The 23309-nt window shown below is 59.2% G+C and carries 23 protein-coding genes; 8 read left to right on the top strand and 15 right to left on the bottom strand.

Annotation, left to right across the window (positions count from 1 at the left end; all coding sequences use genetic code 11):
- Positions 1-363 precede the first annotated feature (363 nt).
- Positions 364-1293 (bottom strand): AEC family transporter, encoded by a 930-nt coding sequence (locus tag V7756_RS06145; RefSeq protein ID WP_335609263.1) that lies wholly within the window; start codon positions 1291-1293, stop codon positions 364-366.
- A gap of 57 nt (positions 1294-1350) precedes the next feature.
- Positions 1351-2031, bottom strand: coding sequence for a thiopurine S-methyltransferase (locus tag V7756_RS06140; protein ID WP_335609262.1), 681 nt, complete (start codon positions 2029-2031; stop codon positions 1351-1353).
- Between the two features lie 110 nt (positions 2032-2141).
- Here V7756_RS06140 and V7756_RS06135 point away from each other — a divergent pair, with 110 nt between their 5' ends.
- From V7756_RS06135 to V7756_RS06120, 4 genes are all read left to right on the top strand, one after another.
- Positions 2142-3887 (top strand): potassium/proton antiporter, encoded by a 1746-nt coding sequence (locus V7756_RS06135; RefSeq protein ID WP_335609261.1) that lies wholly within the window; start codon positions 2142-2144, stop codon positions 3885-3887.
- A gap of 68 nt (positions 3888-3955) precedes the next feature.
- Entirely contained in the window at positions 3956-6355 is a 2400-nt protein-coding gene (locus tag V7756_RS06130; RefSeq protein WP_335609260.1) for a heavy metal translocating P-type ATPase, read from the top strand.
- Positions 6352-6741 (top strand): Cu(I)-responsive transcriptional regulator, encoded by a 390-nt coding sequence (cueR, locus tag V7756_RS06125; RefSeq protein ID WP_335609259.1) that lies wholly within the window; start codon positions 6352-6354, stop codon positions 6739-6741. The genes V7756_RS06130 and cueR overlap by 4 nt, the downstream gene beginning before the upstream one ends.
- Entirely contained in the window at positions 6738-7643 is a 906-nt protein-coding gene (locus tag V7756_RS06120; protein ID WP_335609258.1) for a LysR family transcriptional regulator, read from the top strand. The genes cueR and V7756_RS06120 overlap by 4 nt, the downstream gene beginning before the upstream one ends.
- Positions 7644-7690: 47 nt before the next feature.
- On the opposite strand, the gene flgL is transcribed toward V7756_RS06120, so the two are convergent.
- The 13 genes from flgL to V7756_RS06055 form a co-directional block, all read right to left on the bottom strand.
- Positions 7691-8950, bottom strand: coding sequence for a flagellar hook-associated protein FlgL (flgL, locus tag V7756_RS06115; RefSeq protein ID WP_335609257.1), 1260 nt, complete (start codon positions 8948-8950; stop codon positions 7691-7693).
- A 13-nt stretch (positions 8951-8963) separates the two neighbouring features.
- Positions 8964-10934, bottom strand: a complete 1971-nt coding sequence (gene flgK / locus V7756_RS06110) for a flagellar hook-associated protein FlgK (RefSeq protein ID WP_335609256.1) — start codon at positions 10932-10934, stop codon at positions 8964-8966.
- On the bottom strand, positions 10934-12055 hold the full coding sequence (flgJ, locus tag V7756_RS06105; protein ID WP_335609255.1) for a flagellar assembly peptidoglycan hydrolase FlgJ: 1122 nt from the start codon (positions 12053-12055) through the stop codon (positions 10934-10936). Before flgJ ends, flgK begins: the two co-directional genes overlap by 1 nt.
- Positions 12056-12069: 14 nt before the next feature.
- Positions 12070-13170, bottom strand: a complete 1101-nt coding sequence (locus V7756_RS06100) for a flagellar basal body P-ring protein FlgI (RefSeq protein ID WP_335609254.1) — start codon at positions 13168-13170, stop codon at positions 12070-12072.
- Between the two features lie 13 nt (positions 13171-13183).
- Positions 13184-13804 (bottom strand): flagellar basal body L-ring protein FlgH, encoded by a 621-nt coding sequence (gene flgH, locus V7756_RS06095; protein WP_442908964.1) that lies wholly within the window; start codon positions 13802-13804, stop codon positions 13184-13186.
- A 72-nt stretch (positions 13805-13876) separates the two neighbouring features.
- Positions 13877-14662, bottom strand: coding sequence for a flagellar basal-body rod protein FlgG (gene flgG / locus V7756_RS06090; protein WP_335609253.1), 786 nt, complete (start codon positions 14660-14662; stop codon positions 13877-13879).
- Between the two features lie 45 nt (positions 14663-14707).
- Complete coding sequence (gene flgF / locus V7756_RS06085) at positions 14708-15448, bottom strand: flagellar basal-body rod protein FlgF (protein ID WP_335609252.1); 741 nt, start codon at positions 15446-15448, stop codon at positions 14708-14710.
- Between the two features lie 211 nt (positions 15449-15659).
- Positions 15660-17048 (bottom strand): flagellar hook protein FlgE, encoded by a 1389-nt coding sequence (locus V7756_RS06080; RefSeq protein WP_335609251.1) that lies wholly within the window; start codon positions 17046-17048, stop codon positions 15660-15662.
- A gap of 32 nt (positions 17049-17080) precedes the next feature.
- Positions 17081-17764 (bottom strand): flagellar hook assembly protein FlgD, encoded by a 684-nt coding sequence (gene flgD / locus V7756_RS06075; RefSeq protein WP_335609250.1) that lies wholly within the window; start codon positions 17762-17764, stop codon positions 17081-17083.
- Between the two features lie 17 nt (positions 17765-17781).
- Positions 17782-18222: a flagellar basal body rod protein FlgC gene (gene flgC / locus V7756_RS06070; protein ID WP_335609249.1), complete on the bottom strand. Its 441-nt coding sequence runs from the start codon at positions 18220-18222 to the stop codon at positions 17782-17784.
- A gap of 3 nt (positions 18223-18225) precedes the next feature.
- Positions 18226-18630, bottom strand: a complete 405-nt coding sequence (gene flgB, locus V7756_RS06065) for a flagellar basal body rod protein FlgB (RefSeq protein ID WP_335609248.1) — start codon at positions 18628-18630, stop codon at positions 18226-18228.
- Between the two features lie 232 nt (positions 18631-18862).
- Complete coding sequence (cheR, locus tag V7756_RS06060; RefSeq protein ID WP_335609247.1) at positions 18863-19690, bottom strand: protein-glutamate O-methyltransferase CheR; 828 nt, start codon at positions 19688-19690, stop codon at positions 18863-18865.
- Positions 19691-19740: 50 nt separating this feature from the next.
- Positions 19741-20679: a chemotaxis protein CheV gene (locus V7756_RS06055; protein WP_335609246.1), complete on the bottom strand. Its 939-nt coding sequence runs from the start codon at positions 20677-20679 to the stop codon at positions 19741-19743.
- A gap of 116 nt (positions 20680-20795) precedes the next feature.
- Between V7756_RS06055 and flgA the strand changes: the two genes are divergently transcribed.
- From flgA to V7756_RS06035, 4 genes are all read left to right on the top strand, one after another.
- Complete coding sequence (gene flgA / locus V7756_RS06050; protein WP_335609245.1) at positions 20796-21506, top strand: flagellar basal body P-ring formation chaperone FlgA; 711 nt, start codon at positions 20796-20798, stop codon at positions 21504-21506.
- A 142-nt stretch (positions 21507-21648) separates the two neighbouring features.
- Positions 21649-21972, top strand: coding sequence for a flagellar biosynthesis anti-sigma factor FlgM (gene flgM, locus V7756_RS06045; protein WP_335609244.1), 324 nt, complete (start codon positions 21649-21651; stop codon positions 21970-21972).
- A 39-nt stretch (positions 21973-22011) separates the two neighbouring features.
- Positions 22012-22470, top strand: a complete 459-nt coding sequence (locus V7756_RS06040) for a flagella synthesis protein FlgN (protein ID WP_335609243.1) — start codon at positions 22012-22014, stop codon at positions 22468-22470.
- A gap of 70 nt (positions 22471-22540) precedes the next feature.
- Positions 22541-23290: a flagellar brake protein gene (locus V7756_RS06035; RefSeq protein ID WP_335609242.1), complete on the top strand. Its 750-nt coding sequence runs from the start codon at positions 22541-22543 to the stop codon at positions 23288-23290.
- Positions 23291-23309: the final 19 nt, after the last annotated feature.

Raw genomic sequence — 23309 nt, 5'->3', positions numbered from 1 at the left:
GACGGCGTTGGCAATCGTTCTTGGCGATGTAACAACAGCCGTAGCACACGGCCCTTTCGTTCCTTCGAAGTGCATTCCATTGGCTCGCCGGTTCCGGACCTTCATCAGTCCAGACAGGGAAGACGCTTGCGCCCTGTCCCGCATCACATGGCGTCTGCGTCCGCATCAGCGCTGCCGATGCACACTCTCCCTCTTACCTCAGTATCGACCAAATCAGACAAAGCATTAACGGAATCACGGCGCTTTCAGCCGCAATAAACCTCTTGTTACAAAATAATGGCGCTGTACTGGCCAGGTCTACCCGCCCCGACAGAGCCGGCAGTAGATCCCGAGACCATCCACGAGATAAAGAAGGGGCTGCGTTCAGCCAATCCAGGGGAAGAGCACGGCGATCATCAGCGGGATGTAGACCAGCGCCACCAGGGTGCTCAGCAGGGCGGTACCTGCGACCTGACGCGGGCTGGTGTCCAGCAGGGTGGCGATAACCACGGTGTTGGCGGCGATCGGGGTGATGGAAATCAGCAATATGGCGCGGTATACCGCCACGTCATAGATATGCAGAAATTGGCTGTCCAGCCACCAGAACAGCAATGCTGCCAGCGGCCAACTGATGAACTTGCCCGCAAATGCCAGCCCGGTGAACCGCAAGTTACCCGCCAGCCCATGAAAACTGAGAATACTCATACCGATGATCATCATGCCGAAGATGCTGTAGGCACCGCGCAGATTGTCGAACAGCGGCATAAAGGCAGCGGGAATGCTCATACCACCAAAATTGAGTAGCACCGCCAGGAAAAAAGCGTACAACGAGGGCAGCCGCAACACCTTGATCAGGCAATCACGCACGCCAAACCGGCCACGTGCAGCCAGATAGAAGCCCACCGAGTTCTCGAACAGCGTGGTGCCCAACATGCAGACGATATAGATGCTCAGACCCTGCTCGCCAAACAGCAGCAGGGCTACCGGAATGCCGAAATATCCGGTGTTGCCAGTGCCTACCGAGAGCGGAATCATGTTGGCGCTGCCGTCGTGCAGGCAGCGCCGGGCCAGCCACAGATGCAGCAGACCGAGCAATGAGCACAGGCTGAAGGTGAGAAAAGGCAGCAGCACCACCTCGGGCGACAGTGGCGCGTTCATCACCCCGGCAAAGATCACCGAGGGCGTCACTATGTACATCATGATGCCGGCAATATGCTTGCCGCTGGCATCCAGATAACGACCGGCCAGCCAGCCGAGTCCGACCGTGACATAAAGCGGCAGCAGCTTGTACAAGAGCGCGAGGGCAGCCAGCATCGGAACTCCGCAAACTGGAAAGGTAGAACTGAAACCTGATTATAGCGAGCCGGCGAGCTACGACTGCGCTGCACCGGGAGACTCAGCAGCGTCGCGAACAAGATAAACCCGCTCCACCAGCGACTGCATTCCCTGAGCCGCAAATACGGCGTGCTCGGAAAGCACGTCCTGTTCATCCAGCAACTCGATTAGACATCCGCGGAACAATGCTTTCACCTCGGCATCGGGCACACTGAACGGCGGACCTGGCCGTTGCGCCTGAGGATAATCCAGGGTGACCAGCAGCATTTTCCAGCCAGGCGGCAAAACGCTGCGCATGTGCTGCACATAGGCGCCGCGCATGGCTGGCGGCAAAGCGATAAGCGCGGCGCGATCATAAACCGCAGTCACCCCGCCCAGCTGTGCACCGGCAAGATCGAAAAAGTCGCCGCAATGGAGTTCGAAGCCGTCACCGGTTGCTACGGCAAAACTGCCTAGCTGCTGCCAGGTAAGTGCCAATTGGTGCTCACTGATGAAAGCTTCCAATGCGGCGCGGGCCAGCTCTGCGCCAATTACCTGATGCCCTTGCGAGCGCAGCCACAGCATATCCAGGCTTTTGCCACACAGCGGCACCAATACAGTGGCGCCAGCAGTCAGAGCCAGGCGCGGCCACCAGCGACTGAGTAGCGGATTGATGCCGGCCTTATGAAAGCCGGTCTCTCCCCGCTGCCAGCGGGTGTGCCAGAATTCTGCGTCCATTATCACTCCCAAGCCGCGCAATCGCTTGACTATACAGTATTTTTTCACCCAAACGGGTGGGAAACGATATAGTGGACTCATCGACCATTCAGCTTCCAGGCAAGCGTTACATGGACTACATCAATACTCTCTTCATGATTGGTGCGCTGCTGCTGTGCTTCAGTGTGCTCGCCAGTTCGCTCTCTTCCCGGCTGGGTATCCCGCTGCTGCTGATATTTCTGGTCATCGGCATGCTGGCTGGCGAAGACGGCTTGGGCGGAATCGCGTTTGAAGATACCAGCACGGCCTTTCTGATCGGCAGCCTGGCGCTGGCGATCATCCTCCTGGATGGCGGCATGCGAACCAAGGTGGAGAATTTCCGGGTGGGGCTGTGGCCGGCCATGTCGCTGGCCAGCCTGGGCGTACTGATCAGCGCAACCCTGACCGGTGCGCTCACCGCCTGGCTGCTGGGCCTGCACTGGCTGCAAGGCTTGTTGCTGGGCGCCATTGTCGGATCCACCGACGCTGCGGCGGTTTTCTCGCTGTTGCAGGGCAAGGGATTGAATCTCAAACAACGGGTCGGAGCGACGCTGGAGATCGAGTCCGGCTCGAACGATCCGATGGCGATTTTTCTCACCATTACCCTGGTCGAAATGCTCTCCAGCGGGCAAACCAGCTTCAGCTGGAACTTTGCCCTGCTGCTGATCGAGCAGTTTGGCATTGGCGCGCTCTGCGGTCTGGGCGGTGGGTTCCTGCTGGTGTGGCTGGTCAATCGCGTACACCTGCCGGTGGGCTTGTATCCACTGCTGATCACCAGCGGCGCCATTCTGGTTTTCGCGGTAACCAACAAGATTGGCGGTAGCGGCTTTCTGGCGATCTATCTGACCGGTCTGATTCTGGGCAACAAGCGTGTGCGCAACCTGCAGAACATATTGCAAGTACAGGACGGTATGGCCTGGTTGAGCCAGATCGGCATGTTCCTGATGCTGGGGCTGCTGGTGACGCCCAGCGAGATGATGATCATCGCCATGCCGGCCGTGCTGATCGCGCTGTTTCTGATCTTTATCGCACGCCCGGTCGCCGTCCTTATCTGCCTGGCACCCTTCGTGTTCTCATGGCGCGAGCGCTTATTTATCGCCTGGGTCGGATTGCGCGGGGCTGTTCCCATCATTCTCGCCATCTTTCCACTCTTGGCCGGTCTGGAGCAGTCGCAGCTGCTGTTCAACCTGGCCTTTGTTGTGGTGCTGGTATCGCTGCTATTGCAAGGCTCCTCGCTGCCGTTGATGGCTCGCCTGTGCAAGGTGGAGATCCCGCCACAGCCAGAGCCGTTACAGCGCACCAGCCTGGATACCGCCATTCAGGGCGACTTCGAGCTGCTTATCTACCAACTGGACAACGCCAACTGGTGCGTCGGGGTTGCCCTGCGCGACCTGACCATGCCCGCCGACACGCGCATTGCAGCGCTGTTTCGGGGGAATCGCCTGTTACACCCGACCGGCAGCACTCAATTGGCGCTGCACGATGTGCTCTGCGTGGTGGGCCGGCCGCGCGACCTGCCAGCGCTGTCGAAACTGTTCAGCAAGGCGCAGCCCAAGCGCTACCTGGAAAGCCGCCACTTCTTCGGCGATTTTATCCTCGAAGGCGATGCTCAACTGGGTGAGGTCGGTAAATTCTATGGTTTCGAAGTACCGGCAGACATGCGCGACCTGACCTTGGCCGCCTTTTTCAGCCGCCACTTTGGCGGGCATCCGGTGGTGGGCGATCAGATACAGTGGGAAGGCCACACCTGGGTGGTGGCCGCCATGAACAACGACTGGATCCTCAAAGTGGGTTTGAAGCTCGGCGAAGGCAGCGGCGGTCCCACGCTCGGCTTCTAACCTGCAGCTTGACCTTTACATGATGTCAGGGTTCATGCTGAACTCAATATCAGCATGGGGGATCCCGGATGCACACCATTACTCTGACTCTCGACGGCATGAATTGCGGCAGTTGCGTAGGCCGCGTTGAGCGCCTGCTCGGCGATTTGCCCGGCATCGCCGACCCGCAGGTAAATCTGGCCGCCAATAGCGCGCGGTTCAACTACGCCGACGTTGAGCAATTGGCCGCAGCGACCAGAGCGCTGGCCAAGGCGGGTTATCCAGCGCAGCAGACCACCAGGGTGCTGCAACTTCAGGGCATGAGTTGTGCCAGCTGCGTAGGCCGAGTGGAGCGTGCGCTGCAGACGGTGCCGGGGGTGCAGCACGCGGAAGTCAACCTGGCCAGTCAGCAGGCACGGGTGGCACTGCTCGATGATATGGATACCCAACCGCTGTTTACCGCCCTGCGCCACGCGGGATATCCCGCGCAATGGCTCGATTCGGCTAGCCCTGCCGAGAGTGGACGGGCCGAGGCGCTGCGCAACCAGACCCTGCGCAAGGAGTGGCGCTGGTTGCTACTCGCCATTGTCTTCACCCTGCCGCTGACGCTGGGCATGATTCCGGCCCTGCTCGGCCACCATGAGCTGATGCTGCCGCCCTGGGTGCAATTGCTGCTGGCCTCGATAGTGCAGTTCATATTTGGCGCGCGTTTTTACCGCGGCGCCTGGCATGCGCTGCGCAACAAGACCGGCAACATGGATCTACTGGTCGCGCTCGGCACCAGCGCCGGCTGGGCATTGAGCACCTGGCATCTGCTGCAAGCCGGTCCGGGGGAAATGCCGGCGCTGTATTACGAGGCCTCGGCCACCATCGTCAGCTTTATTCTGTTGGGCAAATATCTGGAGAATCGCGCCAAGGGGCAGACGCTCGAAGCGATACGGGCGCTCAGCGCCCTGCGCCCCGACACCGCCAGACGGCGCAACGCCAACGGCGAAGAAGAAAACGTCGCGCTGGAACAAGTCAGCCCTGGCGATATGCTGGTGGTACGCCCCGGCGAGCGCATTCCCGTCGATGGCGTGGTAAGCGAAGGCGCAAGCCATGTGGATGAGTCGATGCTGACCGGTGAAAGCCTCCCAGTCAGCCGCCAGCCAGGCGATGCAGTGAGTGCTGGCGCCATGAACCAGGACGGCATGCTGCTGCTGGAAACCCGCGCCACCGGCGCGGAAACCCGCTTGGCGCAGATCGTACGCATGGTAGAAAACGCCCAGACATCCAAAGCGCCAATTCAGCGTCTGGTCGACCGCGTAAGCGCGATCTTCGTGCCCGTGGTAATACTCATTGCCCTGCTCACCTGGGCCCTGGGCACTGTATTTCTGGGATCGGAACAGGCGCTGCTCAACGCCATTGCCGTACTGGTAATTGCCTGCCCCTGCGCGCTGGGTCTGGCCACACCCACCGCCATCATGGTGGGTACCGGCGTGGCTGCCCGCCACGGCATTCTGATTCGCGACGCCCTTGCCCTTGAACAGGCACATGGCGTGGACACCCTGGTGTTCGACAAAACCGGCACCCTTACGCTGGGCCAGCCGCAACTAGCCGAGTTCAAATTATTGGACGACACCCCCCAGGACCAGGCGCTTAGCTGGGCCCTGGCCATTCAGCAGCACGCCGAGCACCCGCTGGCCCGCGCCGCCTGTGACTATGCTACGGCCCGAGAGATTCATTCCCCTGGCGCCAGCAACTTCAGAGTACTGGCTGGCCGGGGCGCACAAGGCCAGGTTGATGGCAATGGCATCTGGCTGGGTAACGCCCGTTTGATGGCCGACAATCATATCGACCTGTCGCCCTGGCTGACGGATGCCGAGGCACTGGCGGCAGGCGGCGCCACACTGTCCTGGCTGGCGACTGACAATCCCCCGCGCGCGGTTGCACTGCTCGCCTTCACCGATACCCTCAAACCCAACGCGGCAGCCGCCGTTGCCAGCCTGCAGGCCCAGGGCATTGGCGTGCAGCTGCTGAGCGGCGACAGCCAGGCCGCCGCTGAATCGGTTGCCCGCGCCCTGGGCATCCGTCAGGTGACCGGCAACGTATTGCCGCACGAGAAGGCGCAGGTGATTCAGCGTCTGCGCGCCGAGGGCAAATCGGTCGCCATGGTGGGCGATGGTATCAATGACGCACCAGCGCTGGCGGCGGCAGACGTTGGCATGGCCATGGCCACGGGTACTGATGTGGCCATGCATAGCGCGGGGGTGACGCTGATGCGCGGCGATCCCCTGCTGGTGCCGGCGGCGCTGTCGTTATCACGGGCCAGCTGGCACAAGATCCGACAGAACCTGTTCTGGGCCTTTGTCTACAATTGCATCGGCATTCCGCTGGCCGCCGTCGGGCTGCTCAATCCGATGTTGGCCGGCGCCATGATGGCCGCCAGTAGCGTCTGCGTGGTCAGCAACGCGCTACTGCTCAAACGCTGGAAACCGGAGGACGCATGAATATCAGTCAGGTGGCCAGGGCCAGTGGCCTGAGTGCACGCATGATTCGCCACTACGAACAGATCGGCCTGCTATCGGCTCCGGCCCGCAGTGAGGCAGGCTACCGTCAGTACAACGAAAACGAACTGCACCAGTTGCGCTTTATTCGCAGTGCGCGGCAGTTAGGCTTCAGTATGGAGCAGGTAGCACAGTTGCTGACGCTGTGGCAGGATCGCTCGCGCAGCAGCGCCGAGGTCAAAGCGCTGGCGCAACAGCATCTGCAGGAACTGGAACAGAAGATCGCCGAGCTGCAGGCCATGCGCGACACCCTGGCCGAGTTGGCCCGCAGCTGCCAGGGCGACGCGCGCGCCGATTGCCCTATCATCAATTCACTGGCAAGCCCATGAGCGAACAGCACCCGCTGGACCTGAAATCGCTACGCCACTTTGCTGCCCTGGTAGAGCACCAGGGTTTCATTCGTGCGGGAGAGGCCATTGGTTTGAGCCAGCCGGCATTGAGCCGCAGCATACAGACGCTGGAACACCGCCTGGGTTGCGCGCTGATCGTGCGCGGCGGGAAGGGTGTGGAACTGACACCCCAGGGACAACTGGTGCTGGAGCATGCCACACGTTTGCTGGCCGGCAGCACCGCCTTGAAAAATGCCCTGCGTCAGTTCAATGACCTGGAAGACGGCGAGCTCCTGATAGGCGCTGGCCCTTTCCCCGCTGCCGACCTGCTGCCCCGCGTACTGGGCCAGTTCAACAAGCTCTATCCGGGGGTACGCGTGCGCCTGGATATTCAGCATTGGAGTGCGTTGCGCGGTCAACTGCTGGCAGAGGAGCTGGAGTTGTTTGTGGCTGACATCCGCGAGCTGCAGGGCGACCCGCTGCTCCAAGTACAACCCTTGCAACAGGAGCCCAGTCTGCTGTTCTGCCGACCCGGGCATCCGCTATGCGGGCAGCGCGGTCTGACACCACCGCAGTTGGCCGCATACCCCTTGGCCAGCTTTCGGCTGCCTGCCAGCATCAAGGAGATTCTTCAGCGCACCCTGCCCCGCCCAGAGCCGATGATCAGCCTGGAGTGCGACAATCTGGATGTGCTCAAACGCCTGGTCATGCAATGCGATGCCTTGAGCATTGCCAGCCGGAGCACGCTTGAGGAGGAGTTGGCGCGGGGTGAACTCGCCCTGCTCGATTGGCCAGAGCTGATGCCGGGTACCAGCTTCGGCCTGGTTACCCGCGTACAGCGGCCGCTGTCCCCGGCGGCGTCCGCTTTTATCGAGATGCTGCGGCGGGCCGCCGCAACCTAGGCCCTGGCCGCTGCCGGCAAACGGATAGTCAGCCCCAAGAGACCGGCTCAGATCAGGTTGAACAGACTCAGGCCGCTAACCTTCACGAAGCTCTGCTGCGCCGCCTCCAGCACCACGGTCTGCAGGCTGAGCCGACTGAGCGCTTCGGCGTAATCCAGGTCCTCCAGCTCGGAGGTGACTGTGGTGTTGATCAGCGACAGCTCGTCATTCTGCACCTGAGTAGAATCAATCACGTTCATCCGCGCGCCTATGGTGGTTTGCACCTGCAGCACGCTGTTCATGGCGTTATCAAGGTTGTCCAGGGTCACCGCGAGCACGTCGCGTCGCTCCAGCTTGGCGTCGGTGCTGTCACCGGGGCTTTCCAGCGTTTTGCGCAGAGTCGAGATGCTATCCAGTATGCCGCGGGTTTCGCGATTTTCGCTGCCACCATTGGCAATGGTGAAGCTGTCGCCCGCCGCTGGCTCGCCGTCCAGCGTTACCCTCACGCCAGCATAACGAATGTCGTAACTGCCACTATCATTTCTCTCCAGTGCACCGGTTACGGGTGGCACCAGAGGGTTGCCGGTGCTGTCGACTATTTCATAACTTTCAGCATCAGCACCGATCACAATATCCACGCTTCCCTGCGGATAGAATTGGTCGTCGTAGACAGTCTTGTTCTCCACCACCCCGAGCGAAATCCGTCCGGTGCCCGTATTGGTTGGCTCAGGAGCCTCAGCTGTGCTGGTCACCACGCGGTTGACGTTGGCAATATTGACGAATAGCTCTTTGCCATTGTCATTCAGGGCCACGGTTTTGGAACCGGCGATCTGCACCGAGCGCTGTCCCTCATCGCCTTGATAGCTGTAACTGCCATCGGAGTTCTGCACGAAGGGCGCTTCCTTGCTTTGGTAACCGCCAAACAGGTACTCGCCCCGTGCGTTGCGACTATTGAACAAGTCGAGCAATTCACCCTCACGCTGCTCCAGCTCGGTGGCCAGCGCCTGCCGGTCCTGGTCGCTCAGCGCGCCACCGCCAGCTTCCAGGGTGATTTCGCGCACCCGCTGCAGCACGTTGTTGACCGAGTTGAGCACGGCCTCTTCCTGCGCCAGGCTGTTGGTCGCCGCTGTCATGTTGGTTTTGTACTGCTCAAGCTTGTTCGCTTCCTGGCTCAACTGCAGCAGCCGCACCGTGGCCACGGGATCATCCGCCGGCGACAGAATGCGCTTGCCGGAGTTGATCTGCTCCTGCGTACGCGAAGCCTGGGCGTAATTGTCCTGTATGCCGCGCACGCCGGTATTGAACTGTTGAATCGTGGAAATTCGCATCTTTCGTTACCCGTTAGCGAATACTGTTGATCAATGTATCGAACAATGAGCGTGCAACTTGAATCACCTGTGCCGAGGCATTGTAGTACTGCTCAAATTTGATCAGGTTGGCGGCCTCTTCATCCAGACTCACGGCCGACACCGAATCGCGGTTGTTGGTGGCCTGTTGCAGCACTGCGGCAGTGGACTGGGCATCGGTACGCGCCTGCGCCGTATAGGTTGCCACGCGCTGCACCAGATCCCCGTAGCCATCGACAAAGGAGAAGCCGTCTGCGCCACCCGCCTGCCCCAGCACCTTGGCATTCTGCAGTTCTGACATCGCCAGGGCGTTGCGGTTATCCGCCACGCCGGTATTGAAGCTCAAAGTAAAACTGTCACCATTTTTGGGCGTGCCGTTCATAGCCATGCTGAAGGTATAACCGCCGACAGTGACATCGATACTGTTATTTTGGCCTTTCACGAAGGGCAGTACTGTGCCATCAGGAAGGCTCAATTGGCCGCTGGCCGTATCTATATCTTCATAAGTCAGCGTTAGCGGCGGTGTCAACAGCCCTGCCAGCTCATCAGCACTTATGGGTGAGGGGCCGCTAGCCAAGTTCGGTTGAGAAATACTGCCGGTACCACGATTATCCAGACTTGCTTCAGTACTGGCAGGCGCCGCAAAGGCCAGCTCCTGCGGCTCCTGCATTACCACGTCCATGCTTGAGGCCGCATAACGGGTGGGCGTCAGCAAGAAACGGTCGCCCGAAGTGATGCTGCCGGAATCCAGCTCAATGGTGAAACCATCCAGTTCCGGTGGCGGCGCGCTGCCCAGTTGGTAGGGCCCGGTTACCTTGTCATCCGCAGTGCGGCGTACGGTAAATTCGGTCGCGTTGGAAAATACGACTTCATAATCAGAGGTGCTGAGCTGCGAGGTGTCACCGATCAGCACGTCCAGTTTGGCATCGGGATCGGAGTTGGTGACCCGGGCCTGGCTGCGGCCATCCACCAATGCCTCGCTGTTGATGTCGTTGAACAATTGCGAGCCGGCATTGCCGTTGAGATCCAGGCCCTGCCCCTGCTGCTGGTTGAACTGATCGGCAATGGCCAGCGACAGACGACCGATAGCATTCATTGCCTGATCGAGCACGTCCTGACGATAGCGCACCAGGCCACCCAGCTCACCGCCGCTTACCAGCGACGTAATATCCTGAACCGAGGCGCCACTCTGCAGCACCACATCTACCCGCGTTGGATCGGATGCGCCAGGGCGTACCGCCAACGTAGAAGCCTTGTTCCCAACCACCAACGGTTGCCCCGAACCAACAAACACGTTGATCTGGTTATCATCCTGCGGCACCACGGTAACACCCACCAATTCGGACAATTGCCGCACGGCCTCGTCACGGGCATCCAGCAAATCGTTGGGTTGTGCGCCATTGGCAGCGGCTTTGGCAATGCTATCGTTGTAGCCGGCAATGGAGGTTGCCAGCCGACTGGCCTGATCGGCCAGAGAGCTCATTTGCTGGCCAAGAAACTGATTCTGCCCGGCCAGGCTCGCGTGCACGGTATTGAAGCGGGAGGCCATGCCCTCGGCTTCGGAAAGAAACAGCTGGCGCGCCGGCAGGTTGGCTGGATCTTCAATCGCCGTCTGCAGCGCGTCGAAATAGTTCTGCAGACCGGGCGTGATGCCGGTGGCGCTGCTGGAGACCAGGGTATTGAGCTGTTCCATCTGTGACTGGAACGACTTGACCTCGGCATTGGCCGAGGTGCTGGAGCGTACCTGATTGGTCAGAAACTGGTTGTAGATGCGTTCGACATCCACCACCTTGCTGCCGTTGCCCAGGTACCCGGCTCCGCTGAGGCTAGGCACCTGCGCCGCCTGCACAGCCGTCTGCCGGGTATAGCCGGGCGTATTGACGTTGCTGATGTTCTGGCCGGTAACCGACAACTGGGTCTGCGCCGACTTGAGCCCGCTGAGTCCAATGCCAAAGAGGTCTGCCATTATGCTCTGCCTGTGCTGTCAGCTGTCGCTGAGTTGTTGGCCAACTGGGTACCGCTTTCGCTGATCAACTTGCGCGCGATCTGCGATACCTTGCTGGCGTACTGCGGGTCGGTCGCATAACCGGCCTGCTGCAATTCACGGAAGAAGGAATCCGGATTCGCAGTGCTGCTCAGCGCCTGTTGATAGCGGCCATTGGTTTCCAGAAAGTTCACGTAATCCTCGAAGCTCTGCTCCCAGGAATCGTAACTGCGAAACGCCGCGCGCTCCTTGCCAGCCACGCCGTTGCGGAACTCGGTAGTCATCACGCTGGCAGACTCACCCTGCCAGCCGCCATGCGACTTGATGCCGAACAGGTTGTAACTGCTGGCGCCGTCAGAGCCCTTGATGATCGATTTGCCCCAGCCGGTTTCCAGCGCTGCCTGCGCCACCAGATAATGCGGATCCACGCCGAGGCGCGCAGCCGCCTTCTCGGCCATCGGCAACATGGTTTCGACAAACTCGTCAGCATTGGCAAAGCGAGTACGCCCGGCCGTTTCAGCGCTTAACGCCTGCACACTGGCGCTGCTGGCCGCACTCCGCGCGCTGGCCTGCAGGCCGCGAAGGGGCTGCCAGGTATCGGCCAGGCTGCGCTCATCCTTGACTGCACTGCCGGTAGCGGCCGGCGTGCCAGTAGCGCTCTGCTGCGCATGACGCTGCGCCCATTCACTGTAGTTGGTAGAAATCGCCAGACGACGACGCGCCAGCAACGCAGATTGATCCACGCCTTCCACTGCCTGAGCTTTACCGCTGCCGCTGGTTTGCGCTGCGCCGCTGCTCTGGGGTGACAACTGCCGCATCAGCGCGTCGGTCATGCCCAGGCCCTTGCTTTCGGCCAGATGAATCGACAGCTGGTTGTCGTACATGTCCTGGTAGTGACGGGTTTGCGGCGTGTTCAGCGGATTGCCCTCGGCAAACACCGCATTGGCATCACGCATGCTCTTGACCATCATGTTCACGAACAGCGACTCGAACTGCTCGGCCACCTTGCGGATATTCTCCGGGCTGTTGGCCTTGGCACCCGATTTCAGCTGACTGACGCTGTTCAGATCGGTGTAGTTGAGACTGCTGTTGCTGATGCTCATGCTGGCCTCCAGACTCAGATGATGACCAGATCGGCGTTAAGAGCGCCGGCCTGCTTGAGTGCTTCGAGAATGGCCATCAGGTCGCCCGGTGCCGCGCCTACCTGATTGACCGCGCGTACAATCTCGTCCAGAGAAACACCAGGATTGAAGACAAACATGCGGCTGTCTCCCTGATCGATGTTGATCTGCGAGCTCGGCGCCACTACGGTCTGACCGCCCGACAGCACACCATCTGGCTGGCTGACCTGCACATTCTCGCTGATGGTCACGGTCAGGCTGCCGTGGGTCACCGCCGCAGGCTGCACGCGAACATCCTGGCCAATCACGATGGTGCCGGTGCGCGAGTTGATGATTACCTTGGCTGCGGCATTGCCTTGCTGGATCTCCAGATTCTCGACCATCGCCAGATAGTCGACACGCTGGTTAGGGTCGATCGGCGCGCGTATGCGAATGCTGCCGCCATCCAATGCCTGCGCCACACCGGGGCCAAAGGTATTGTTCACCTGGTCCACTACCCGCTTGGCGGTGGTGAAGTCCGGTCGATTCAGGTTGAAGGTCAGGTGATCGCCCGACGCAAAGGGGCTGCTCACCGAACGCTCTACCGTGGCACCGTTGGGAATCCGCCCGGCGCTGGGAATGTTAACGGTAATGCGCGAGCCGTCCGCCCCTTCGGCACCAAAACCGCCGACCACCAGGTTGCCCTGGGCGATGGCGTAAACCTGACCGTCGATCCCCTTGAGCGGGGTCATCAACAGGCTGCCACCACGCAGGCTTTTGGCGTTACCGATCGACGACACGGTGATGTCGATGGTCTGGCCCGGCCGCGAAAACGGTGGCAGATCGGCATGAATTGCCACCGCAGCCACGTTCTTCATCTGAATGCGGGTTCCCGGCGGCACGGTAATGCCAAACTGCGCCAACATGTTGTTGAAGGTTTGCACGGTGAAAGGCGTCTGGCTGGTCTGGTCACCAGAACCATCCAGACCCACCACCAGACCGTAACCGATCAACTGGTTGCTGCGAACGCCGGCAATGTTGCCGATATCCTTCAGGCGGTCAGCCAGAGCCAGGGGGCTGGCCATTAGCAGACATAGGCAGAGCGTAAAAAGGCGCATCTTGTCTCTCCTGTCAGAATGGCCACAGCGGGCTGAGGAAGAACTGGTTCAACCAGCCAGGCTGACTGGCATTGGCAAAGGCGCCGGTACCCGAATAGGTAATGCGTGCATCCGCGACCCGGGTCGACAACACGGTGTTGTCCGGGCCTATGTCGTCGGTCCGCACCAGGCCGGATATACGAATCAGTTCGTCGCCCTGATTGAGGGTGATCCATTTCTCGCCACGCACCGCCAGAATACCGTTGGGCAGCACCTCGGCTACGGTCACGGTGATCGAGCCGGTCAGGCTGTTGCTCTGATTGGCGTCGGCTGAACCGTCAAACTCACGCTGCCCGGCCAGGCTCACCCCCAGATCCAATCCCTTGGCACCGACCACATTGCCCAGCAGGGTCGGGTTGGCGATGGAAACGCTACTGTCCTTGTCGATCTCGTTTTCAGCCGTTTTCTGGGCCGCGGTCCGCTCGCTCAGGGTGATGGTGATGATGTCACCTACCCGGTGCGCCTTGCGGTCGTTGTACAGGCTCATTTCGAAGCCCGGCTGGTAGATCGCGCCGTTGTTCAATTCCTGCGGCAACGGCGTGCGCGGTAACACAGGCGCATAAGTCGGGTCGTCGCGGGTGGGTGGCATCTGCATGCAGCCCACCAGGCTTGCCAGACCGAAAAGCACCAATGCATTACGCAACATTTTCATTGCGGATAGCTCCCGTCAGAGGTTCTGACTGATGTACTGCAGCATCTGATCTGCGGTGGATATGACCTTGGAGTTCATTTCGTATGCGCGCTGCGTGGTGATCATGTTCACCAGCTCTTCCACAACGCTCACGTTGGAATTCTCCAGCGTATTCTGCAGCACGGTGCCCAGGCCGTTCTCGCCGGGATTGCCGGTCTGTGGCGCACCACTGGCTGCGGTTTCCAGAAAGAGGTTGTTGCCGATCGATTGCAAGCCGGCCGGGTTGATGAAGTCGGCGGTCTGGATATTGCCGATCTGCTGCACGCCGGCATCGCCAAATACGGAGATGCTGACGGTGCCGTCTTCGCCAATGGTGAGACTCTGTACGTCGTCAGGCAGTACTATGCCGGGCTCCAGCGGAAAACCGTTGGAGGTAACAATCTGACCGTCTGCATCCAGGTGAAAGCTACCGTCGCGGGTATAACCCAAGTTGCCGTCGGGCATCAGAATCTGGAAGAAGCCACGACCATTGACCGCCATGTCGAGCGGCTGCTCGGTGGTCTGCAGCGTGCCTTCGGTAAAGATTTTCTGGGTGCCCACTACCCGCACACCGGTACCCAGCTGCAAACCCGAAGGCAGTTGAGTGTCCTGCGTGCTCTGACCACCCGGCTGACGCTTGACCTGATACAGCAGGTCTTCAAACTCGGGGCGATCGCGCTTGAAGCCAGTGGTCGAGACGTTCGCCAGGTTGTTGGAAATGGTGGTGAGCATGGTGTCCTGGGCGGACAAACCGGTTTTGCTTACCCAAAGTGCTGCGAGCATGGTGTCTCTCCTCGCGTGTCAGTTAACTGACACTGCTGTTGAAAGTTAACTGATTTGCAGGACGCGATCGGCCGCCTGGGCATTCTCGTCAGCGGTACGCATCATTTTCACGTGCAATTCGAATTGCCTGGCCAGCGCCAACATGGAGGTCATTTCCTCTACTGCATTGACGTTGCTGCCCTCAAGAAAACCAGTAGCCACCTGCACGGCCGCATCGGGCGGCTGCTCCAGCCCATCATTCACGCGCATCAGACCATCTTCGCCTTTACGCATGACGCCAGGGTCGGGATTGACCAGCTTGATGCGGTCCACTTCAGCCATCACCGTAGGCGCTTCGCCAAGAGCACGGATGCTGATGGTGCCGTCGGAGCCAATCTCGATTTTCTCCGCCGGCGGAATGGCGATCGGGCCACCATTACCCAGCACTGGCAGACCGCTGCCGGTACGCAGGATGCCGAATACGTCCATCTTCAGATTGCCGGCGCGGGTATAGGCTTCGGTGCCGTCTGGCGCCTGGACCGCAATCCAACCTTCACCCTGCACCGCCACATCCAGCTCGCGGCCGGTTTCCTGCATGCTGCCAGCGGAAAGATCGGTGCCGGGGCGCTCGGTCATGGCGTAGGCACGGGTGGCAAAGCCATCACCGAATACCGGCATGGAGCGCGCCTGCTCGAAGTCCTTGCGAAAGCCTGTGGTAGTCAGGTTTGCCAGGTTGTTGGCGTGCGAGCGCTGCGCCAAGGCGTTCTGACTGGCACCCGTCATGGATATGTACAAGGATTTGTCCATGCCCTTCTCCGCATCAACTTGCGCGACAAGGAATTGCCGCTTTTGCTCTAGATACAGAAGATAAAGCACAGATCGTGCCAGCAGCACACTTGGCAGGATTTAGTCTTTGATATCAATCGCTTGATTTAATTCACGCAAAAAAAAAGCGGCAATACCGGCAACGTATGTTGCCAGTATTGCCGCTGCCGGTGCCGCTAAACCAGCCGAACGCTTAACGCAGATTGATAATAGTCTGGGTGACCGCGTCTTCGGTCTGGATGGTCTTGGCGTTGGCCTGATAGTTGCGCTGCGCCACAATCAGGTTGATCAGTTGCTCGGAGATATCCACGTTGGACGCCTCCAGAGCTCCGGATTGAATGCCGCCAAGCGTCCCGGTCGTTGGCGCACCTATCACCGGCTCGCCTGAGGCGAATGACTGTGCCCAAGAGGTGTTGCCCAGCGGAGTGAGTCCTTGCTGGTTGGCGAAAGTTGCCAGTACAACCTGACCCTGCACGCGCGTCTGGCCATTGGTGTAGCGTGCTACCAGCAGGCCGGACTGATCAATTTCCAGCCCTGCCAGCTCACCAGTGGTAAAGCCGTCCTGGGTCACCGCGGTAACCGCAAAGCTGGTGGAGTATTGCGAAGAGCCCGCAAGATCCAGGCTCAGATTGGCCGCAGGTGACTCTGCACCCGTGGGCTGCCCTTCGCTATCAAGCGGTGCCCAACCCACTATGTTGTACGGCTGCGGCGTGGTGAGTTGCCCTACGCTGTTGAATTGCAGGTTAACCGGGCTGCCGGGAGTCGCACTCGGATCGGATGCCACTGCGGTTTGCTGCGCAACACCATCAATCAATACATGCATATCCCAACTGTTGGCATCGTTCTTCACGAAATACTTGGTCAGATCATGGGGATTACCCAGGCTGTCATAGATCTTGACCGAAGTGGAGCTGTTGTAGGAGGCAGAGTTGGTCGGATCGAAAGTAGCTCGTCCGGCAGCCAAACCCGCCTCTTCGGCAGCAGCTATCTCTTCGGGAGTAGGGCTACCCGGTGTCGCTGCGCCGCTAATGGAAGCAGCGTACGCCGCATCATACTGCTGGGTAAATACAGCCGGGCGCGTTTGCGTGGAATTCAGATTCAAGGTGGAGGTAATGGTCGAGGTGGCATTCGGATCGGCCGAACGGGTATCAACCCGCAGGTCGGTCTGGATCCCCTGGTTGATCTGACCAGAGACCGCATTCACGCCAAAACCCTGCAAGCGCTCGCCGGCATTGTTGACGATGTTGCCCGCGCTGTCGGTACCAAAGTAACCGGCGCGGGTGTAACCGAGCGCGCCGTCCTTGCTGGTCACAAAGAAACCGTTGCCATTGATGGCCAGGTCAAGGCTGTTTTCGGTGAAGCCGATGTTGCCCTGAGTGAACAGCTGCGCAGAGTTGCCCAAGGCAACACCGCTACCCTGGGCATTACTGCCCGAGCCCAGCACGGAAGCCGCATAGACATCGGCAAATTCGGCACGCGAGCTTTTGAAGCCGACGGTGCCGGCGTTGGCGATGTTGTTACCGGTGATATTCAGATCGGATGCCGCCGCCCGGATACCACTCAAACCGATATTAAATGCCATGGTATTTCTCCTCAGTCAGTGTCGGACGACTGTCATTTGATTGAATAAACGTTGGACAGACTGATACTGCCCAGACCTGCCACATTGAGCAGCAGCTCGCCATTGTCGCCAGCCCCCAGCGAAACACTGTCCACATTGGCCGGCAGCAGGGTTGCCAGCTCGGTGCTGGTTCCGTCAATCGAGGCGGTGGCTTCGAAGGTATAGGCCCCGGACGGCAAGATATTGCCGTCGGCATCCTGGCCATCCCAGCTAAAGTCATGCATACCGGCTTCGAGACTGCCCATATTGATGGTATCCACCAGACTGCCTGAGCTGTCGAGCACCTGGACGGTGACCGCGCTGCTGTCTTTGGGCAGGGCCAGCTGCCCTTCAAGCCCGTTGGCGGTATCCACTATTGCCTTGTCGGACGGCACTATCACCGTGCGCCCTACCATCGACGACGCCTGCAGCGCCTGCGATGACTGATAACCGCTGAGCAGCGCTTCCATTGAGCTGTTCATGTTCTCGATTCCCTCAACGGTACTGAACTGCGCCAGCTGAGCGATGAACTCGCCGTTTTCCTGCGGCGACAGCGGGTCCTGATTGTTCATCTGCGCCACCAGCAGTTCCAGAAACTGATCCTTGCCCAGCTCGTCGCCAGTGGCGAAGCGATCCGAATCGAGCTGATACTGGTCCAGTACGCTATTGCCGACTGCCACATTATTGCTGACGCTCATGGTCTATAAATCTCCGTTCACTGGCCCAGGGTAAGGACGCGCTGCAACATGGTCTTGGCGGTATTCATGACTTCGACGTTGGTCTGGTAGGACCGCGACGCCGCCATCATATTGGCCATTTCTTCAACCACATTGACGTTGGGATAAAACACATAACCTTCTTCGTTCGCCATCGGGTGATCCGGCTCGTAGCGCGGCTCCAGTTCGGCATCGGATTCGACCACACCCAGTACCTGCACACCTTCTCCCGCCTGCTGCTGATCGCTGAACAGCGATGCACCACCGCTCTGCTGGGCATTGAATATGGTGGCGAACACAGGGTTGCGGGCGCGGTAGGTCTGCTCAACGCTGCTGGATACCGTCTCGGCGTTGGCAATATTGCTGGCCACGGTGTTCAAGCGCAGTGATTGCGCACTCATACCGGAACCGGCGATGTCAAAAATCTTGTCAAGTGACATGCGTTACTCTCCTCGCAGGGCGGTCATCAGCCCCTTGAACTTGCTGTTGAGGAAGGTGAAGCTGGCCTGAAAGTCGATGGCGTTCTCGGCGTAGGCCGCTTTTTCTGCTTCAGGATCTACGGTGTTGCCGTCGAGCGAGGGTTGCATGGGGTTGCGAAAGCGCAGACCGGCAACCTGATCGATCAGGCTTTCGGCAGCGATATGCGCCTGGTTGGTCTGCGCGACGCCAAATGACTGGCTACCGCCAGTCTGTTGCGCGGCCAGCACAGCGCCGAACTCCAGGTCACGCGCCTTGTAGTTGGGGGTTTCGGCATTGGCAAGATTGTTGGCCAGCACCTCAGCCCGCTGAGAGCGGAACTTGAGCGCTTGCTCGTGAATCCCCAGGGCATTTTCGAAACTCAAACTCATGACAGCCTTCCTCGTTCTGACACCAGGCCCAAAGGACCCTGCTGCCAACAACAAAGCAAAGCTCGTGCCAAAAAAATTAATGCTTAAAATTCAGATATTTAGCGATCGCACAGCGAGACAAGCGGCAAAGCATTACCGGCAAGCGGCAAAAAACCAGCGCGGCGACGGAGGGAAAGGCGGCAAGGACGTTGCCACCGCGGCGACGGCGACAACGCTCGATTCAAAGAAGGGATCAGCGCGCCTGGTAAACGATGCCGGGATTGCATTGCACCATCTGATACAACTCCGGCAGACCATTTAGAGCTTCGGAGGCACCCAGCATCAGATAACCGCCAGGTTTCAAGGTGGCATGAATGCGGCGCAAAATGTCCTTCTTGACGTCAGCCGAGAAGTAGATTAGCACATTGCGGCAGAACACGATGTCGAACTTGCCCAGCATGGAATAGCTGTCGAGCAGGTTCATGGCCCGGAACTCCACCCGACTGCGGACCGCCGGCTTGATCGCCCAACGACCTGGCCCCTGTGGATCGAAATAACGCGTCAGCCGCTCCTGAGACAAGCCGCGCGCTACCGACAGACTGTCGTATTCAGCGCTCTTGGCGGCATTCAGAATGCCACCCGACAGGTCGGTGGCAACAATCTGCGCGCCGCTGCGCAACTGCCCCAGGTTGCTGCGTTCGAACTCATCGATCGACATGCTCAGCGAGTAGGGCTCCTGGCCCGACGAGCAAGCCGCCGACCAGATACGCAAACGCTGCCCCGGGCTACTCTTGATGAACTCGGGAATCAGCTTTTTCTTGAGTACTTCAAAGGGATAGACGTCCCGAAACCAGAGTGTTTCGTTGGTGGTCATGGCATCAATCACCGACTCACGCAAACCGCCGCGCGGCTGGCTCTGAATGCGCTTGACCAGCTCGCCCAGACTGCCGATCTTTTCCTGCTCCAACAGTCGGTTCAGTCGGCTCGATACCAGATACTGCTTGTTGTCACCCAGCACAATGCCACAGGCCTTTTCCAAAAACTCGCGAAAGACCTGAAAGTCCTGATTTGCCAAAGTCACACGGACCGCCTTGGATTATCTGAATTCAGTAAGAAGTTCCTCAGCATGCGCTACTCAGTCGGCTCACGCATAGCGTGCAGACGATCAATCACGCGCTGGGCCAGGTCATCAGGCTTGAACTTGGCAAGGAAGTCGTCGGCGCCCACCTTCTTTACCATTGCCTGATTGAATACACCCGAGAGCGAGGTATGCAGCATGACATGCAGGTTCTTCAAACGTGGATCGTTGCGTATCTCGGCCGTGAGAGTGTAGCCATCCATCTCGGGCATTTCGATATCCGAGACTATCATCAGCAGGCTCTTGCTGACATCTTCGCCCTGATCTGCCTGCAGTTTCAGCCAATCCAGCGCCTGACGCCCGTCATTGAGCGTGATGATCTCCACCCCTACTTCCTGCAAGCAGCGTGATACCTGCTTGCGGGCAATGGAGGAGTCGTCGACGATCAGCACCCGACGCGATACCGCCTCAGCCTGGGTTTGCTGATTGATCACACCCTCGGAGATTTTCTCGTTGGTGGGCACCACCTCGGCCAGGACCTTCTCGACGTCGATAATCTCGACCATCTGATTATCCACGCGGGTCACTGCTGTGAGGTAGTGCTCACGGCCGGTGCCCTTTGGCGGTGGATGAATTTCAGACCAGTTCATATTGACGATGCGCTCAACCGAACGAACCAGGAAGCCCTGCACCTTGTAGTTGTACTCGGTGATGATAACGAAGGCCGTATCCAGGTTATCCAGGCCAGGGCCGCCGGTAGCACGGTTCAGATCAAGGATGGGCAAGGTGCCGCCGCGAATGTGCGCCACGCCGCGCACCACCGGGTGCAGCTTGGGCATCATCGTCAGGCGCGGGCATTGCAACACCTCTTTCACCTTGAACACGTTGATACCGTATAGCTGATTACCTGCCAGCCTGAACAGCAGCAGCTCCAAGCGATTCTGACCAACCAGCTGTGTGCGCTGATTGACTGAATCCATTACACCAGCCATGGGCAGCTCCTTTTGTGTTGAGCGCAATGCGGCATGTTTCCTGCACAGTTAGCCATAGGGCTAATCAACCGACAGCAAAATGACACGCACCGACCATTTGTTATAAAGGTAATTGTATGCGTTTTATCACCGGGTGCGCGGCATTGGCGATAATTTTTTCTACGCCACTGTACGCCAACCCGCTCATTGAACAGCTTATCGGCGCGACCAACCAGTTTCTTGAGCAGGAAGTGGAAGAACATATCGCGCGCCTTGGTCAGCCGGCCCGCTATGAGATCAAGCTCAATCGCCTGGATGCGCGCTTGCGCCTGCCGATCTGCCCCGAAGATCAGCTCAGTGCCGAACTGGAGAGCCCCAAGGTCCCGGTAGGCCGGGTAACAGTCAGGCTCGGTTGCGACAGCAGCTCGCCCTGGCGGCTTTTTGTGCCGGGTCAGGTCAGTTTGTACCAGCAGGTGCTGGTAAGCGCCCGTCCCCTGGCGCGCCTCAGTGTTCTCAGTGCCAATGATCTGACGCTGCAGGAACGCGATACCAGCATGCTGCGGGACAAGTACCTGGTGGACGTCCAGCAGGCGGTGGGCATGCGCCTGACCCGCCCGGTGGCCCCAGACACCATCATCACCTTCGCGCTGATCGAGCAGGATGAAATCATCCGTCGCGGCGACAAGGTGGTTATCAGCGCCGACAATGGTAGCGTTTCAGTTCGAATGCCGGGCGAAGCGATGGAAAGTGGCGCAAAGGGAGCACAGATAAGGGTGCGCAACACCCGCTCGGACCGGGAAGTCAAGGCACGCGTTACTGGACCGGGGCAAGTCAGGGTAGACCTGTGATCAAAGCCAGATTATGGGATATACTGCCGACTGAACCGAGCACTCCAGACTGTGATGCTCTTCACACTTATTTTCCCTAAAGTTTTCAGCCTCGCGGCCGTTAAAGCGGTTAGAGAAGATTTTACAGTTTGAGGAATTCACCATGGTCATTGACTTCAACTCGCCAAACGGTCCCTCTGGAACCGGGCGCAGCAGCCAGACAAGCAGCACCACTGGCAAGCGTGAAGCATCGCTCGACAATACCGACAAGAGCACCGCTACTGTCGAACAATCAGGCACCGGCGAACGGTCCTCGGTCAACCTGAGCCAGCAGGCTCAGCAGTTGCAGGCAATCGAAGAGCGCTTACGCGATCTGCCGGAAGTGGACAGCGAGCGGGTTAATCAAATCAAACAGGCCATTGCTGACGGCAGCTATCAGGTCGACAGCAAGCGGATCGCCGACAAGCTGCTCAGCTTCGAAAGCTGAGCAGCAGCCTGATCCTGGCCCAGGCTTGCGGAGCTAAAGATGCATCAGTTGAGCCCCCTTCTGCAGCAGGCTGACCAGGACTGCAAAGATTACCTTGCCGTGTCCGAGCACGAGCGCGACGCCATTGTTCAGCAGAACATGGATGAACTGGAACGGCTACTGCAGCAAAAGCGCCCGCTGATCGAAGCCCTGGCGCGGCATGACCAGAACATCAAAAGCTATTGCAGCGCTCAGCAGCTCGACCCTCAGAGCTTGCGTGACCATATTGCCAGCCTTGGCGATGCCGACCTCAGTATCACCTACCAGCAGTTTCTTGAACATCTTGAGCAATGCAAGGCGGCCAACGACCGTAACGCGCGTCTGGTGCGACACAGCCAGCACAGCACCTCTACCCTGCTCGATCTGCTGCGCAACCAGGGCGAATCCGGCCAGAATATCTACGACCAACTGGGCAATCGCAGTCGGAGCGGCGTATCACGTGATCTCACCAAGGTTTGAGAGCGATGCCGAAATGCCAGCTTGCTGTATAGTAGCCAGCTAGCTGAAACCGACAATTTCGAGAGCCCACGTGTCCACCCTATTCTCACAAGAAGCTGGCCCACAGCCGCCACGCGAAGTTCGCTCCCCTATCGAGATCGCTGCACTGCTCAAAACGCTCATGCAGTCGCGTGATCCCTTGATCATCACCTTCAACGACCGATTGCAGACCTTTCAAAGTTTTATCGTCAACCTGGATGCCGACACCGGCTATCTGTGGATTGATGAAATGATTCCACGCGAAGGCGACCGTTACGCCAGTCAGGGGGAAGCGTTCAAGGTCGACGCCTGGCACGAAGGCATCCATATGCGTTGGACCTGCCCCGGTGCCGCACAAGTCATGCTGGAGGACGCTCCCGCCTATACCGCCAGGATTCCGGAAGAGCTGATTTATCACCAGAAGCGCGGCGCCTTTCGCGCCAGCGTGCGTCGCACGGCAGACCTGGCACTGGAACTCAATCACCCCGAACGCCAACGCACGCTGACGTCCTATCTGATGGATATTTCAGCCACCGGCTGCAAGGTCCGTGTTGAAGGGGATCTGAGCAAGTCATTGCAGCCGGGCGAGGTGTTCACACCCTGCTACCTGCATCTGCCGGAAACCGGCAGGCTTGAATTGGCTATCGAGGTGCGCCACGCCGCCTTTATGGAAACCGCCAACGAAACACATGTGGGCGTTCATTTCAGACAGCCTTCGCCGCTGGCCCAGCGGCAGATTGACCGGTTCGTCAATTACCTGCAGCGCGAAGCTCGACGTATCGAGAAAGAAGACCTGTTCTAGTCTGCATCTGCAGCGCCGC

Origin of the sequence: Halopseudomonas sp. (assembly GCF_036961105.1) — a bacterium.
GTDB lineage: Bacteria > Pseudomonadota > Gammaproteobacteria > Pseudomonadales > Pseudomonadaceae > Halopseudomonas.
This window is presented reverse-complemented; position numbering and strand designations above follow the sequence as displayed.

Coding starts and splice junctions, on each gene's coding strand:
- V7756_RS06145 (WP_335609263.1), bottom strand. CDS start 1,293: ATGCTGGCTGCCCTCGCGCTCTTGTACAAGCTGCTGCCGCTTTATGTC.
- V7756_RS06140 (WP_335609262.1), bottom strand. CDS start 2,031: ATGGACGCAGAATTCTGGCACACCCGCTGGCAGCGGGGAGAGACCGGC.
- V7756_RS06135 (WP_335609261.1), top strand. CDS start 2,142: ATGGACTACATCAATACTCTCTTCATGATTGGTGCGCTGCTGCTGTGC.
- V7756_RS06130 (WP_335609260.1), top strand. CDS start 3,956: ATGCACACCATTACTCTGACTCTCGACGGCATGAATTGCGGCAGTTGC.
- cueR (WP_335609259.1), top strand. CDS start 6,352: ATGAATATCAGTCAGGTGGCCAGGGCCAGTGGCCTGAGTGCACGCATG.
- V7756_RS06120 (WP_335609258.1), top strand. CDS start 6,738: ATGAGCGAACAGCACCCGCTGGACCTGAAATCGCTACGCCACTTTGCT.
- flgL (WP_335609257.1), bottom strand. CDS start 8,950: ATGCGAATTTCCACGATTCAACAGTTCAATACCGGCGTGCGCGGCATA.
- flgK (WP_335609256.1), bottom strand. CDS start 10,934: ATGGCAGACCTCTTTGGCATTGGACTCAGCGGGCTCAAGTCGGCGCAG.
- flgJ (WP_335609255.1), bottom strand. CDS start 12,055: ATGAGCATCAGCAACAGCAGTCTCAACTACACCGATCTGAACAGCGTC.
- V7756_RS06100 (WP_335609254.1), bottom strand. CDS start 13,170: ATGCGCCTTTTTACGCTCTGCCTATGTCTGCTAATGGCCAGCCCCCTG.
- flgH (WP_442908964.1), bottom strand. CDS start 13,804: ATGCAGATGCCACCCACCCGCGACGACCCGACTTATGCGCCTGTGTTA.
- flgG (WP_335609253.1), bottom strand. CDS start 14,662: ATGCTCGCAGCACTTTGGGTAAGCAAAACCGGTTTGTCCGCCCAGGAC.
- flgF (WP_335609252.1), bottom strand. CDS start 15,448: ATGGACAAATCCTTGTACATATCCATGACGGGTGCCAGTCAGAACGCC.
- V7756_RS06080 (WP_335609251.1), bottom strand. CDS start 17,048: ATGGCATTTAATATCGGTTTGAGTGGTATCCGGGCGGCGGCATCCGAT.
- flgD (WP_335609250.1), bottom strand. CDS start 17,764: ATGAGCGTCAGCAATAATGTGGCAGTCGGCAATAGCGTACTGGACCAG.
- flgC (WP_335609249.1), bottom strand. CDS start 18,222: ATGTCACTTGACAAGATTTTTGACATCGCCGGTTCCGGTATGAGTGCG.
- flgB (WP_335609248.1), bottom strand. CDS start 18,630: ATGAGTTTGAGTTTCGAAAATGCCCTGGGGATTCACGAGCAAGCGCTC.
- V7756_RS06055 (WP_335609246.1), bottom strand. CDS start 20,679: ATGGCTGGTGTAATGGATTCAGTCAATCAGCGCACACAGCTGGTTGGT.
- flgA (WP_335609245.1), top strand. CDS start 20,796: ATGCGTTTTATCACCGGGTGCGCGGCATTGGCGATAATTTTTTCTACG.
- flgM (WP_335609244.1), top strand. CDS start 21,649: ATGGTCATTGACTTCAACTCGCCAAACGGTCCCTCTGGAACCGGGCGC.
- V7756_RS06040 (WP_335609243.1), top strand. CDS start 22,012: ATGCATCAGTTGAGCCCCCTTCTGCAGCAGGCTGACCAGGACTGCAAA.